Below are 15,503 nucleotides of genomic sequence, written 5' to 3' on the forward strand. Positions count from 1 at the left end.
AAGTTAAAAATTATTTTGGTATTGTTTTTTCATGAGTAATGAAGTATAATCAATTATGTTATGTTAACGTTTGGGTAATTGCTGCTGCATTTATGCAGTAGAGGAAAGTCCATGCTCGCACGGACTGCGATGTCCGTAGTGTTCGTGCCTGGCGAAAAAATAAGCTTGGGCAGCAATCTTGGATTGCTGACGGCTGGGAAAATGCCTAAGTCCTTTTGGATATGGCATGAATACCTATAAAAGTGCCACAGTGACGTAGCCTTTACAGAAATGTAAAGGGTGGAACGAGGTAAACCCCACGAGCGAGAAACCCAAATTAATGGTAGGGGCGCTTTCTTCCTTGGAATTGAACGAGGAGAAGGACAGAAGCATATGCTTCTGTAGATAGATGATTACCGCCGAAGTACGAGACGCGAGTCGCTTGCAGTACTGAGGAACAAAACATGGCTTACAGAACGTTATCATATTACACCAAAAGCACAACTCTCCTTTAAAAAGGGGAGTTTTTGTTTATGGAGATTGCCTGATTATAAAAAAGATTGGGCATTTCCATTTATTTTTCGTTTTCTGAAACACCGCTGTGTTAAACTAAGAACTTGGCAAGTTATTCATTCCATTTCGAAAAGTGTCAAGCCGAAAGAAAATGGGTTCGATTGAAGTCAGTCGGTAACATTTTAAAAAATAGTGTCGGAATGTAAAGCATTCCTTGATTCTGGGCATCCTATTTTTAAAAGGTTCCTTAACACTTCTGTTAGCTTTAAAATGAAGGTATCAATACGGAAAACTTCAAATATTAGGATAATGATGGGAAGCATATATAATCGGTTTCGATGATTTCAATCATATGATTGCAGCGTGTATCTTAAGGTATATGGATAATTGAGTAGTGCTTTATTTCATGTCCTCGCTACATGATCATAAAATAAGCTAAGCAAATACTAACTGAAATATAAAAAAGCGGTGGACCTTTTAAAAAAAGGTTTATATGTAAAAAATCAATGCCTGATTCTTAAATACATAAATGAAGAAATTCGGGAAAAGGTGCCATTGATTTGGATTAATGGAAAGAAGGTGCAAGATTAATGAAACAATTCGATATTATCGCAACATCAGCAATGGGATTGGAATCAATTGTTGCCAAGGAGGTTAGGGATCTTGGTTACGATTGTCAAGTCGAAAATGGTAAAATCACATATAAAGGCGACCAATCCGCCATTGCCCGCTCTAATTTATGGCTGCGCAGTGCCGATAGGGTAAAAATTAAAGTTGCGGAATTTAAAGCATATTCATTTGATGAGTTGTTTGAAAAAACAAAGGCATTGAATTGGGAAGATTACTTATCAGCCGATGTAGAGTTCCCTGTGAGTGGAAAATCCGTTAAGTCAAAGCTTTACAGTGTCCCTGATTGTCAGGCTATTGTCAAAAAGGCGATTGTTGATAGATTGAAAAGTAAATATAAGCAAGTGTCCTGGTTTGCAGAGACTGGTCCTTTGTTTAAAATTGAAGTGTCTATTTTAAAAGATGTAGTGACACTTACCATAGATACTTCAGGTGCAGGTTTGCATAAACGGGGATATCGGACAGGGCAAGGGGAGGCACCCCTTAAAGAAACATTGGCGGCTGCCTTAATCATGCTGACCAATTGGAAACCGGATAAACCTTTCATAGATCCATTTTGTGGATCTGGAACGATTCCCGTCGAGGCAGCCTTAATTGGGCAGAACATAGCACCTGGGTTTAACCGGGAATTCGTATCTGAAACTTGGGCATGGATGGATAGCAAGGTTTGGGATGAAGCACGGATTGAAGCTGAAGATTTAGCCGATTATGATCAGTACTTGGACATAACCGGTTGCGATATTGACCATCGAATGGTCGATATAGCTAAAGCGAATAGTTTTGAAGCAGGTCTTGGTGATCTGGTTGAATTTAAACAAATGCAGGTGAGGGATATCTCGACAAGGAAAGAGTATGGTGTCATTGTCGGGAACCCGCCTTATGGAGAACGGCTTGGTGAGAAAAAAGCAGTTGAGCAGATGTATAGAGAAATGGGCCAAGCTTTCAAGAAGCTTGATACATGGTCAGTATACATGATAACCTCCAATCCTGACTTCGAACAGCATTACGGTAAGCCTGCAACGAAAAAAAGGAAATTGTTCAATGGTTTCATCCGTGCTGACCTTTATCAATATTGGGGGAAAAGGCCGCCAAGACAGCCTCAAGGTGAATAAGTAGGTAGAATATAACGGAGGATTTTGATACTCAGGACGATTTATTCATAATAGGTTCCAGTCTTGCTTATCATTTCCTTTTCTGTTATTCTAATAATGAATTATTTTTGTTCAGATTTAAGGAATACCTTAATACTTTTTTGAGCAAGAATAGTAATATAATGTGTGGAGAACACACTAGGAGGCAACAAAAATGGAACAAGGTAAAGTAAAATGGTTTAACGCAGAAAAAGGTTTTGGATTCATCGAACGTGAAGGTGGAGACGATGTATTCGTACATTTCTCAGCTATCCAAGGCGAAGGTTTCAAAACACTTGAAGAAGGCCAAGACGTTACATTTGATGTAGAACAAGGTCAACGTGGACCACAAGCATCAAACGTAAACAAAGCTTAATTCAACCCTATATTATTTACAGACAGGCTCTCTTTTGGAGCCTGTCTTTTATTTTACGAATCGGGCACCAGGCAGCATACATAGAAAAACATACATAATATGCTTCATTTCTGATGGTTCGTAAATATCTTGACTATTAATGTGAAATAAAGGATAATATACTTTTGCCTAAGATTGTAATGATTCGGATACTATATACTGATGATAGATAAAAGGGGAGACCATGATGCTTAAAACACTGCCTTTTTCGGTAACAAAGGAAGATTCTTTTTACGATAAGCTTTCAGAATGGATCGGTGATGTTTTTTACGATATTCTTCCCGAAAAAGGATTTGAGCTGCGTGACGAACAAATCTTCATGGCTTTTCAGTTAGAAAAAGCCTTTAAAGAAAAGAATGTAAGTTTTGCAGAAGCAGGGGTAGGGACCGGTAAGACTTTGGTCTATTTACTATATGCGATTTGTTATGCGAGATATACGAATAAACCTGCAATTATTTCGTGTGCGGATGAAACGTTGATAGAACAGCTTGTCAAAGAGGAAGGCGACATCCAAAAAATCAAGAATGCTTTAGGCATTGAAGTGGATGTTCGGCTTGCCAAGTATCACGATCAATATGTATGTCTTAAGAAATTGGATTACGCAGTGAATCACGAAGATTCCGAGGGAATAGATCAGCTATATGATGAACTTCCCAAGTTTGTCCATGATAACTCATCCATGAACGCCTATACAGCATATGGGGACCGTAAACAGTATCCATATTTAAATGATGAAGACTGGTCTAAAGTTGGCTGGGATCAGCTCCAAAACTGTTTTACTTGTGATAAACGCCATCGTTGTGGGCAAACCCTATCACGGGACCACTACCGAAAATCAAGTGATTTGATCATTTGTTCACATGACTTCTTCATGGAGCATGTATGGACTAAGGAAAAGCGTAAGCGTGAAGGTCAGTTACCATTGCTACCTGATCATAGCTGCGTTGTTTTTGATGAAGGTCACCTATTGGAATTTGCAGCTCAAAAGGCGTTAACGTATAAAGTTGGGGAACAGACCCTTGCTTCGGTTTTAGAATTGCTTACAGCCAATCAGGTTCGTGAAGAAACTTTATACATCATTGAGGATTTAATTGATATCAACGAAGAATTTTTTGATTTGTTGGATGAAAAAGCTATTCATGTCAGCGGATCTAATCGTTATGAAATTCCGATGTCCAAAGAAATAACAAGCTTCGCCCAAAAGCTTCACAAAAAGGTTGAAGAGCTAGAGGAGAATCTTGTTTTTGAAGCGGAAATGTACACGATCAATGATTATGATTTAAAAGTGACGGAAGAATATTTAGAGCAGCTGGGATACTCCCTTTCTCTATTTGTGAAGGATGAACAGGCCGTTTCCTGGTTTGAAGAAAATGAAATGACCAAAACATTGGTCATCATGCCAAGGCTTGTCCAGGATATACTGTCTGAACAGGTATTCTCTAAAAAAATCCCGTACATTTTTTCATCGGCAACATTATCGGATAATAAATCCTTCCAATATATTGCAGATAGTTTAGGGATAGAAAAGTATGACAGCTTCTCCGTTGAATCACCATTTGATTACGATGAAGTCATGAAAATGAACATGCCAGTCTTCGAAAATGGAGATCAATTGGCGAAACTTAAATATACGATGAAGTCAATCGAGGAAAATGAAGGTCGAACACTAGTATTATTTCATTCAAAAGAGGAATTGCATTGGTTCAAGGAAAACTGCCCAATATCTTCTTATCCATTTTATTTTGAAGGGGAAGCGGAAATCAGCGAGCTTGTTAAGAAGTTCCAAGAAGAGGAGCAATCTGTCCTTTTCTCCTATCATTTATGGGAAGGGCTTGATGTTCCAGGTCCTTCATTACAAAATGTAGTGATACACTCCCTTCCATTCCCGCCGCGTGATCCGGTTTTCGAGGCCAAACGAAACTCGGTTACAGACGCATTCGAAGAAGTGGATCTTCCATACATGCTCCTTCGTTTGCGCCAGGGAATAGGGCGATTGATCAGGACGAGCAATGATTCGGGAACAGTCCAGATTTTGACTGAAAAGGATCTTTCGGAACAAGTGAAAGAGAAGATTGTATCCATTCTTCCTGTAACGCTTTAACTAAAGTCCAGTCCGAAATAAGAGCCAAGGTGCCCCTTGGCTCTTATTTTATTTTAATTTATTTATCGAAGTGGTTCTGATATGAAAGACTTTTGTATAATATGGTAAAGTGTAGTTGGAAGGAGCAGTGATTATGAAAAAAAAGGGTATCGATCTGATAGAAAAAGAGTTTAGAGAATATGTAAAGAAAATCTCGGCCTATAATGAAGCTCTCGCGTTAATTTTTTGGGATTTACGTACAGGTGCACCGAAACAGGGAGGTGAGCAGCGTTCCGAAGTTATCGGCGTGCTTTCCTCCGAGGTGTTTAATATGAGCACAAGTAAAGAAATGGAATCCTTCATCGCAGAACTTTCGCTGGAGAAAGCTACTCTTAGTGAAACGACGAATAAAATGGTCCAAGAGTGTAAAAAAGAGTTTGAAAGGAATAAGAAAATTCCTGCCAACGAATATAAGGAATTCGTCATTTTACAATCGCGTTCTGAAAGTGCGTGGGAAGAGGCAAGGGAAAAAGCTGATTTTTCATTATTTCAACCTTATCTGGAGCAAATTGTAGCATATACCCGTAGGTTCGTAGAGTACTGGGGTTATGAAGGGACGAAATATAATACCCTTTTAGATATGTATGAACCAGGAATGACCGTAGATATACTTGACAGCGTATTCAGTGAGCTTCGGGCGAGGATCGTTCCATTGGTAAAACAGATTGCCGAAAGTGAACATAGACCTGAAACAGCGTTCCTTTATAAAGAATTTCCAAAAGAAAAGCAGCATCAACTGAACTTGGAATTTTTAAAACAGCTAGGATACGATTTCAAGGCTGGCAGGCTGGATGAAACAGTTCACCCTTTTGAAATTAAAATAAACAGGGGCGATGTACGGGTGACGACCCGATACGATGAAAGTGACTTTAGAGGGGCGATTTTTGGTACCATCCATGAATGCGGACATGCCATTTATGAGCAGAATATCGCCGAAGAATTAACTGGAACACTTCTCGACGGCGGAACATCAATGGGTATCCATGAATCACAATCATTGTTTTTCGAAAACTTCATTGGACGGAACTATAGCTTCTGGAAAAATAAATTCTCCTTATTAAAAGAATATGCTCCCGAACAATTCAATGATGTGACACTGGATGAATTTTACCGGGGCATTAACGAATCAAAACCATCGTTCATCCGTATTGAAGCAGATGAACTGACGTATCCCCTACATATTATGATTCGGTATGAACTGGAGAAGGCTCTTTTTAATGGAGAACTTGAAGTGAAGGATTTACCGGAAGTCTGGAATGAAAAATACAAGGATTATTTGGGAATTGTGCCTGAAAATGATGCCATGGGCGTGTTGCAAGATGTACACTGGGCAGATGGCAGTTTTGGTTACTTCCCTTCTTATGCATTGGGATATATGTATGCAGCCCAAATCAAGCAATCGATGCTTAAAGATTTGCCTGATTTTGATGGCCTGTTGGAAGCGGGTGACATTGCTCCAATAAGGAAATGGCTTAATGAAAAGATACATAAATACGGAAAAACAAAAAAGCCTCTTGAGATTTTGAAGGAAACGACAGGAGAGGGCTTGAATGTTCAGTATTTAATAGAGTATCTTGAAAATAAATATAAAGAAGTTTATAAAATCAAATGAATCAAAAGAGAAGGACTTGGATTGAATGCCAAGACCTTCTTTTTTTATGGTTAATTGCAATAGTGACGTGTATGATACCAGTAAATGGAACATGAAGAAGGGGTGATTCTTTCTTTTGATAGGAAAACCCTGTTGGTTGTGTGATTTCGCAATTTTCTAATAATACGAATGATGATTTAATTTTTTAAATGAAAGTTCGGTTTTTATCAAAAATACCTTTTCAAATAGAGCCAGCGTTGTTATAATTCATATATTAATGAAATATAAAGTTTCACTCGTATAATAGCAGGGATATGGCCTGCAAGTTTCTACCGGATTACCGTAAATAATTCGACTATGGGTGAGTAATAGATCTTGTTGCATAATGAAGGCTTTAGCTGATTCATTTTTCATTCATGCCCAAGAAGTATTGCTTCACTCCAAAAAAGTGCCGCAATGTTTCTTGGGCTTTTTATATGCCGGGAAATGATTGCGTGGTTTATGGGTCAATAATCATCCGAGATTGGGAGGAACCTTCATGCAACTTTTAAAGGAAAAAATCTTGTCCGAGGGTCAAGCTTTATCAGAAGATATCTTAAAAGTAGATTCATTCTTGAATCATCAAATGGATCCTATACTAATGAAAGAAATTGGTAAAGAATTCGTAAAACGTTTCGAACAAAAGGAAATAACGAAAGTGCTGACGATTGAATCCTCAGGCATTGGACCTGGTTTGATGGCTGCATTGGAATTGGAAGTTCCGTTAATTTTTGCCCGTAAACGTAAATCACTTACTTTAACAAATGATTTAGTGACCGCGTCCGTTCATTCCTTTACAAAAAAAGAAACCAATACGATTACGGTTTCCAATAAATATATTGAAGCTGGGGATAAGGTTTTAATCATCGATGACTTCCTTGCGGTCGGACAGGCAGCCAGGGGCTTGGTGGAAATCTGTAAGCAGGTTGGAGCAGAAGTGGCCGGAATCGGCATCGTGATTGAAAAGGCATTCCAAAGTGGTGGTAAGGATCTTAGGGAACAAGGTTTTCAAGTCGAATCACTTGCGAGGATTGCTGAGTTGAAATTCGGTGAGATTACTTTCGCCGACGAAATGGAAGGAGCAGCCCTCAATGTCTAATCAATCACCTTTAAAAGTTGCGTCTCTAGGAATACAACATGTCCTTGCCATGTATGCCGGTGCAGTCGTCATTCCATTGATTGTCGGTGGGGCACTGGGATTGACTGCAGCGCAGTTGACTTATTTAGTTTCGATAGACATTTTGATGTGCGGGATAGCAACATTATTGCAAGTGTGGAAAAATAAATTCTTTGGAATTGGGCTTCCGGTCGTCCTAGGCTGTACATTCACTGCAGTTAGCCCGATGATTGCAATCGGTACGCAATATGGAATCAACTCCATTTATGGATCCATATTGGTGTCGGGGCTGATCGTCGTTATCATTAGTAAATTCTTCGGAAAACTGGCAAGGTTTTTCCCACCCATTGTCACTGGATCTGTCGTTTTGATTATTGGCATAACGCTCATTCCTGTTGCCATCAACAATCTTGGTGGAGGTCAAGGTGCTGCTGATTTCGGAGACTTGAATAATGTAGCTCTTGGTTTTGGAACTTTGTTATTCATTATATTCATGTATAAATTCTCATCGGGATTCCTACGCTCCATCTCTATTTTATTGGGGCTGATCGTCGGAACATTTGCAGCTTTCTTCCTTGGAAAAGTGGATTTTAGCTCAGTGGTCAGTGCCACTTGGCTGCATATGCCTCATTTTTTCTACTTTGGTGCTCCGACATTTAACGTCACGGCAATCATTACGATGACATTGGTAGCGATCGTCAGCTTGGTGGAATCGACTGGTGTTTATTATGCCCTTGGTGAAATCACGGATAAAGAGATATCAGAAGACGATTTAGCTCGCGGATATCGTGCTGAAGGACTGGCCATCATGATTGGCGGTTTGTTCAATTCGTTTCCGTATACGGCTTTTTCACAAAATGTCGGACTGATTCAATTGTCAGGCATTAAAACAAGGAATGTCATATACACAACAGCGGGCATTCTCATTTTCATAGGATTTGTTCCGAAAATTGGTGCATTCACGACAATTATCCCTTCATCCGTGCTTGGCGGTGCAATGGTTGCAATGTTCGGGATGGTAATTGCCGCTGGAATTAAAATGTTGAGCAAAGTGGACTTTGCTTCTCAAGAAAATTTATTGATCATCGCTTGTTCAGTAGGTATGGGACTTGGTGTGACGGTCGTTCCTGAACTATTTGCGCAAATTCCGGAAAGCTTTCAAATCTTAACGGAAAACGGTATTGTAGCCGGAAGTTTGACAGCCATTTTCTTGAATATCGTCTTTAACATCGTCCCTACAAAAGGAAAAGTGAAAGAAGCTCGTATTGAAGGGCAAAAAGTAGCCTGATTAAAAATAGATTCGGTACTTGATAGATTCAACCATTTAATGCCTAAAATCCTCAGGTGATGAGGATTTTAGGCATTTTTTCTTTTATGCCGAAGCATTTCATGGATAATGAAATTGGAGTTTTGTCAGATAAAAGGAAACTCTCTTCACTTTTTGAATATATTGATAGTATATGTTCAGGAAAGTAGTGATAGGGATGGAGAAAAAATATTGTATTCATTGTCGAACCATTTTAAGCCAGGAGTATAGGTGTAGCGTTTGTGGAAAAGAGGAGTTTCAAAATATCATTATTCAAGTGCAAAATCAATCTTCAGTAAAGAAAGAAGAATGACAGTGCCCCCTTACCGATTTTAGGTAAGGGGGTTTAATATTTCATGATTACATTTTGATCGATGATAGGAAGAGTGCCTATGCCTTTAATGGCCCCTTCTAACGGCATGCAAAACATGTTTTCATCTAATTTGTTTATTATTCTCCCTCGGATATCCCCTTTCATGTCAATAAGGACGCTTATCGATTCCTGTTCGAAAGGCTGTTTTATGAGGTACGGCTTTTAAATGTCAAAAAGAAAGGAATAACGGACTTGATGGTCTCGAAGAATCCATTTAACGCTTTTGTGATTATAGAGTTGATTCCATTTTCGTTCCTCCGCTAGTACGATCATGTTCTCTATGTTATCAATTTCTTAGTCTTTTTCATCTAGTTTTTTTAAAAAAAGAGAAAATATTCCGAACCGTCGATAAATATGACCGTTTATCGATAAGGCATAATTGAAATCATGGTGGGTATATTAACCATATCATGAATAATAAGGGGTGCAATCATGCCGTATTTATTATCCGCATCACATATAAAGCTGCCACATTTACTTTCTCAGGAAAAAATCATGGAATTTTCGAGAGAAATATTTGGAGCCTCATTTAAGAATATAGAACGGTTACTTAAAGCCTTTAAGAATGGACAAGTGGAAAATCGATATTTTTCTAATGATCTTGATTGGTTTAAAGAGGATCATTCTTTTGCCGATCGGAATGATCTATATATTCAACAGGCAGTCAAGTTTGGGAAAGAAGCTATAGAAAAATGCTTAAGCAACACAGAATTTTTAAAAGAAGAACTGCAGGCAAACGAGCTAGATGCTTTCTTCTATATCTCAAGCACGGGTATTGCTACCCCGACCATTGATGCCAGGATAATGAATGAACTTCCATTTAGCCCGCATGCTAAAAGGATTCCGATTTGGGGACTTGGCTGTGCAGGGGGAGCAAGTGGCCTATCGCGTGCATTTGAATATTGCCAAGCATACCCGACGGCGAAGGTCATTGTTTTATGTGTGGAGTTATGCAGTCTGACATTTCAAAGGAATGATATCTCCAAAAGCAATTTAATTGGAACTTCTTTATTTTCTGATGGAGTAAGCTGTGTTTTGGTTTGCGGTGATAAGGTGCCTGATGTACACTTTTCCAAAAAAGCAAGACATCTGCAATTTTTGAATTCGCAATCCACGCTAATGCCGAATTCATTGGATGTTATGGGTTGGGATGTTAAAGATCAAGGGTTATATGTGATTTTTTCAAAAGATATCCCTACAATCATCAAAGATTGGCTTAAACCGAATGTTCAAGAGTTCCTAATGGAGAATGGATTGGATCTCAGGGATATAAAAGATTTCATTGCTCATCCTGGAGGCAAAAAAGTAATTGATGCTTATCACGAAGCCCTCGGGTTCGATGAAAGCATGACGGCTGAGTCAATGAGCGTATTGAGGGAATTTGGCAATATGTCCTCAGCAACTATTTTGTACGTCCTGGAGAGGTTCATGCAGCGCGGCGGGAATAAAAATGAGGTGGGCTTGGCTGCTGCATTGGGGCCTGGGTTTTCGTCTGAACTTGTGTTAATGAGGTGGAAGTGATGATCTTTGCCATTTTCATTATCTTGATCGCTATACAGCGCATGTTTGAATTATATATCGCCAAACAAAATGAAAAACAATTAAAGGCTGCCGGAGCAGTGGAATATGGTGAGTCCCATTACAGTTGGATGGTTCTAATGCACCTTAGTTTTTTTGTTTTTCTCATTTTTGAAGTGACCGTGCTTGATAGGGATGTGGCTGGACTATGGCCAATTTGGCTGACCCTTTTTCTAATTGCACAGTCAGGCAGGATTTGGGTAATCCGATCATTGGGAAAACATTGGAATACAAAAATCATAGTGGTTCCTGATGCCGAGGTAGTCATTAATGGCCCTTATAAATATTTCAAACATCCGAACTATATCATAGTGGCAACTGAGATAATGGTTATTTCTTTATTATTCAATGCATATTATACCGCTATCATCTTTAGTTTATTGAATGTTTGGATGATGATGGTAAGAATCCCATTGGAAGAGAAAGCATTAAAGGCACATACGGAATATTCTACGTTTTTTAAGGGAAAATAATAAAAAATATTAATTTCTTATTGAAAACGATTATCGTTCGTGATAAGATTCTAAATGAAGATGAAAATTATTCTCATTCGGATTTCGATAAATTTATTTTAATAACTAACAACTAAAAGCTAATCAATATATAAGAGGATGGTGTTGGTAATGGTTTGGGTATTCATTTTATTGACAATCGCTACATATGGTTTTGTGATGAAACATGTATTGAATAATATTCAAAAACCGGCAAAGGCAGTAAAGCCTTATACCGAGTCACCAATGGAAAACCGAACTGCTTTTAACCCCGCCCCTACGACCAGGTAAACATCCTGGTTTTTTTTTGCATTCAAAGTCAATATGAATCAAACTGCATGAATCCACCAATCGGTGGTTTTTTTTTTGAACATGGCCAGTAATGAATCATATAGTAAAAATAAAGCTGATGGTATGAATAATAAACGAAATCGTTTACAATAAGAATATCAAAATGACGATAGATTAAGGGGTATGGATTCATGATTCAAGAAACATTAAAGCAACAGTCCAAATTGGGGATTTTGACTGCCATGTATGAGAAATTTCAATTGGCAGGTGATACAGGAAATGCCGATAAACTAAAACAGTTAATCATGAAAGTGAATAACGAAGAGTTCATCATTGCTTTTTGCGGGCATTTTTCAGCGGGGAAATCTAGTATGATCAACTTTTTCCTCGGTGATCAAGTATTGCCTTCAAGCCCTATTCCAACAAGTGCAAATACGGTAAAAGTCCAAAAAGGTGAAGATTATGCCAAAGTCTTTTACCATCATCAGCCACCAGTCCTATTTCCTGCACCATATGATTTTAAAGAGGTCAAGAAATTTGCCAAGGATGGAGATTCAGTATCGGCAATAACGATAAGTTCCAATGATTTTTCACTGCCGGATTCATGCGCGATCATGGATACGCCAGGAATTGATTCGACAGACGATGCACATAGAGTTTCTACGGAATCTGCCTTGCATCTAGCTGATGTAGTCTTCTATGTCATGGACTACAATCACGTCCAGTCAGAAGTGAACTTCCTATTCACGAAAGAATTGTTAGAGGCTGAAAAACCGACATACTTAATTATCAATATGATCGATAAGCATGATGAGAACGAGCTTAGCTTTCAAGACTTCAAGCTTTCCGTTTCTGATGCATTTGCGAACTGGAATGTATACCCTGATGGTATTTTTTATACATCCGTAAGAGACTTGAACAATACCGAAAATGAAATAGAAGTGGTCAAGCAATTCATATCCGACATTGCGGGCAAAGGTCTAAATGATGGGAAAGATGCCATCATGCAATCAGCTAATGCCCTGGTCGAAAGGCATCTTAATTGGCTGAAAGAGCAGTATGAAGAGGAACATGCCGATGATTTTGAAGTATTATCAGAACTTCCATATGAAGAGCGAATACAACTGACGAATCAGGTGGACAGCCTATTGAAAGAAAAAAAATCATTAACTGGACGTATAGAGGAAATCAAGATCCAATATGCTGATGCATTAGAAACCATTTTGAAAGGTGCATACATCATGCCCGCTGCAACACGGGACCTAGGTAAATCTTTCTTGGAATCGGCTCAGCCTGACTTTAAAGTGGGTCTATTATTTGCCAAGAAAAAAACGGATGCCGAACGTGAGGCACGTATCCATGCTTTCTTGACCGATTTACAAGAAAAGGTGAAGACCCAGCTTGAATGGCATCTTAAAGAACTAGCCGTTAAAACGCTTAATCAAGCGGAAATCCATGATTCAACACTTGAAAGTAAGGCACAGGCACTTCAAATCGAGGTATCGGAATCTTACATAAAAAACTCTTTGAAGTCTCAAGTCGATATTACGGGTGAATACGTTTTAAACTATACGAATGATTTGGCATCAGCCATCAAAAAGAAAGCACGTGATGTATCAGAAGGATTTTTGAATAATATGGTTACCGTTATGGAAGCGATAGTGGAACAGCAGTCCATATCCATTGATAAGGAACTTGAAGGTTTTTCCGAATTTGCGGAAGCCCTTAAAGTTACTGCTGCGATGAATGCGGAGATCGAGTACCAAACGGAACGATTAGTGGCCATTGCCAATCAAACTGAATCATTAGTCGATGAGCGTGATATCGATATGCTTTTAACCCAATGGAATGAAGAGGAAAAAAATATTACAGTCAAAATCATGAAAACCGCTAAAGAAAGTAATTCAAGGTCCGTCAACGAACAAATTGAAACGGATCATGATAAAGAAAACAAGGAAGTTGAACATTCCGTGACTGTTTCTTCATCTGATGCTACTGATTTACGCGGAAAAGAAAAGCTGATGGAGACTGCAACGAGTTTACAACAGGCAGCCAAGCTAATTCAACCTTTGAGGGGATTTCAATCTCTTTATAAAGAATTGAAAGAGAAGGCAAATCGCTTGGAACAGCAGACGTTCACTGTTGCGCTTTTCGGTGCATTCAGTGCGGGCAAATCTTCCTTTGCCAATGCGTTGATGGGGGAGAGCGTCCTTCCTGTTTCACCAAATCCAACAACTGCCGCAATCAACAAAATCATGTCTTCAGACGCTGAGCATCCACATGGAACGGCAACCGTCAAGCTAAAGACACAAGCGATGCTGTTGGAAGATGTAAGCCTGGCCTTGGCAGCTTTTGATAAATCGGCAAAAACGCTAGATGAAGCACTTCAACTGGCAGGACAAATCATTGCGAAGGCGGGGGAAGTTGATAAGGGGAAAACTCATTTATCCTTTCTAAGGGCTTTTCATCAAGGGCTGCCCGAGTACCAAAATGAATTGGGTAATGTGGTTACGGTAGACCTTGAAGGATTTAAACGTTTTGCTGCAGAAGAGTCCAAGTCATGTCTTGTTGATCTGATTGAACTGCGTTATGACTGTGAAATGACAAAGCAGGGGATGGTCCTTGTTGACACACCTGGGGCTGATTCAATAAATGCACGACATACAGGCGCAGCTTTCGAATATATTAAGAATTCGGATGCCATTCTATTTGTGACCTATTATAATCACCCATTTTCACGGGCAGACAGGGAGTTCCTGATACAACTTGGCCGTGTGAAAGATTCTTTCGCTATGGATAAGATGTTTTTCATCGTCAATGCCGTCGATCTGGCACAAACCACTGACGAATTGGACGAAGTGATGGATTATGTCACAGATCAATTGAATGGATTCGGAATCCGTTTTCCAAAACTGTTCCCGCTTACGAGTAAGGGAGCGTTGATGGAAAAACAAACGCCTGGTTCGTTTAAGCATTCGTTCCTTCCAAATAGCGGAATCTCGGAATTCCAAGGTCAATTCGATTCTTTCATAGAAAACGATTTAACGGGACTTGCAATTGAATCGGCTCAAGCGGCTGTAAAAAGAACGGAAGAGCTGCTACGAGATGTAATTACAGCTTCCAGGCAGGATGAGAAAGCGAAACGAAATGCCCTGGAAACACTTTCTCATGAGGTACAGTCCATTTCGGAACTCCTCTCAGTCATTAAAGGGGATGCCGAAAAGCAACGTTTGAAAAAAGAGATAGACGAATTGACTTTTTATAGTAAGCAACGGGTCTTCTTCCGGTTTAATGATTTCTTCAAAGAATCTTTCAATCCGGCTGTTTTAAAAGATGATGGAGGCGATCTGAAAATTGTCCTCAAGCAATCTATGAAGAACTTATTGGATGCTTTAGGCTTTGACCTTGCCCAGGAAATGCGGGCAACGGCTTTAAGGACGGAAATGTTCGTAAATAAATTACTGAATGAGAAACAAAGCAGTTTGCTTTTGCAAATGCAAAAAATAAGAAGAAACCTTTCGTTGCAGCCATATGAACCTAATGAGAGGGAGTCCCTTGAATTTACAGGAGCTTTTGCGCAATTAGATACGGGGGAATTCAAAAAGGAATTGGCATTATTTAAAAATCCAAAATCTTTCTTTGAAAAAAATGAAAAAGCGAAAATGAGCGAAGGGCTTCAGAAGCGTTTGGATGATCCTGCCCTTGTATATGTAAAAGAGCAGGGCGAACGGATTTTCGAAATGTATAATGAAGTCCTCAATCAAGAGTTACTTGCGATTCAAAAAGAGTTTAAGACGGAAATATCGGATATCTTTGCAGGTTTACGGGCAGCATTGGAGGAAACGGTCGATTTACCGTATTATGAAAATGCCGTAGCGGAATTGGCAAAAATGCATTCGAAATAGAAACGAGG

General features: G+C 39.2%; 10 protein-coding genes, 1 other RNA gene and 1 riboswitch. All 11 genes read left to right on the forward strand.

Going from position 1 to position 15,503, the window contains the following annotated elements; translation table 11 throughout:
• The first annotated feature begins 66 nt into the window (after positions 1 to 66).
• The 11 genes from rnpB to ACQKFG_RS06945 all read left to right on the forward strand — a co-directional run bounded on the left by rnpB (position 67) and on the right by ACQKFG_RS06945 (position 15,495).
• An RNA gene (gene rnpB / locus ACQKFG_RS06895) (RNase P RNA component class B) lies at positions 67 to 456 on the forward strand.
• A 626-nt stretch (positions 457 to 1,082) separates the two neighbouring features.
• Positions 1,083 to 2,231 carry a THUMP domain-containing class I SAM-dependent RNA methyltransferase gene (locus ACQKFG_RS06900; protein WP_427557302.1) on the forward strand — a complete coding sequence of 383 codons (1,149 nt, stop codon included), beginning with the start codon at positions 1,083 to 1,085 and terminating at the stop codon, positions 2,229 to 2,231.
• Between the two features lie 193 nt (positions 2,232 to 2,424).
• Entirely contained in the window at positions 2,425 to 2,625 is a 201-nt protein-coding gene (locus tag ACQKFG_RS06905) for a cold-shock protein (protein ID WP_034307871.1), read from the forward strand.
• A gap of 223 nt (positions 2,626 to 2,848) precedes the next feature.
• Entirely contained in the window at positions 2,849 to 4,765 is a 1,917-nt protein-coding gene (locus ACQKFG_RS06910) for an ATP-dependent DNA helicase (protein WP_387597503.1), read from the forward strand.
• A 133-nt stretch (positions 4,766 to 4,898) separates the two neighbouring features.
• Complete coding sequence (locus ACQKFG_RS06915; protein WP_427557305.1) at positions 4,899 to 6,416, forward strand: carboxypeptidase M32; 1,518 nt, start codon at positions 4,899 to 4,901, stop codon at positions 6,414 to 6,416.
• A gap of 255 nt (positions 6,417 to 6,671) precedes the next feature.
• Positions 6,672 to 6,773: riboswitch (purine riboswitch) on the forward strand.
• A gap of 160 nt (positions 6,774 to 6,933) precedes the next feature.
• On the forward strand, positions 6,934 to 7,533 hold the full coding sequence (locus ACQKFG_RS06920; protein ID WP_192205291.1) for a xanthine phosphoribosyltransferase: 600 nt from the start codon (positions 6,934 to 6,936) through the stop codon (positions 7,531 to 7,533).
• Entirely contained in the window at positions 7,526 to 8,839 is a 1,314-nt protein-coding gene (locus ACQKFG_RS06925; protein ID WP_192205290.1) for a nucleobase:cation symporter-2 family protein, read from the forward strand. Before ACQKFG_RS06920 ends, ACQKFG_RS06925 begins: the two co-directional genes overlap by 8 nt.
• Positions 8,840 to 9,662: 823 nt before the next feature.
• The gene (locus tag ACQKFG_RS06930; protein WP_192205289.1) at positions 9,663 to 10,751 is read left to right on the forward strand and encodes a type III polyketide synthase; all 1,089 of its coding nucleotides are present in this window, start codon (positions 9,663 to 9,665) and stop codon (positions 10,749 to 10,751) included.
• The gene (locus ACQKFG_RS06935; RefSeq protein ID WP_427557310.1) at positions 10,751 to 11,281 is read left to right on the forward strand and encodes an isoprenylcysteine carboxyl methyltransferase family protein; all 531 of its coding nucleotides are present in this window, start codon (positions 10,751 to 10,753) and stop codon (positions 11,279 to 11,281) included. Before ACQKFG_RS06930 ends, ACQKFG_RS06935 begins: the two co-directional genes overlap by 1 nt.
• A gap of 144 nt (positions 11,282 to 11,425) precedes the next feature.
• A complete protein-coding gene (locus ACQKFG_RS06940) occupies positions 11,426 to 11,590 on the forward strand; it encodes a hypothetical protein (RefSeq protein WP_349728085.1) in 165 nt (54 codons plus the stop codon).
• Positions 11,591 to 11,781: 191 nt separating this feature from the next.
• Positions 11,782 to 15,495 (forward strand): dynamin family protein, encoded by a 3,714-nt coding sequence (locus tag ACQKFG_RS06945; protein ID WP_427557313.1) that lies wholly within the window; start codon positions 11,782 to 11,784, stop codon positions 15,493 to 15,495.
• Positions 15,496 to 15,503: the final 8 nt, after the last annotated feature.

The sequence above is a fragment of the Peribacillus sp. NPDC076916 genome (genome assembly GCF_050269675.1).
Classification (GTDB): Bacteria; Bacillota; Bacilli; order Bacillales; family DSM-1321; genus Peribacillus; species Peribacillus aracenensis.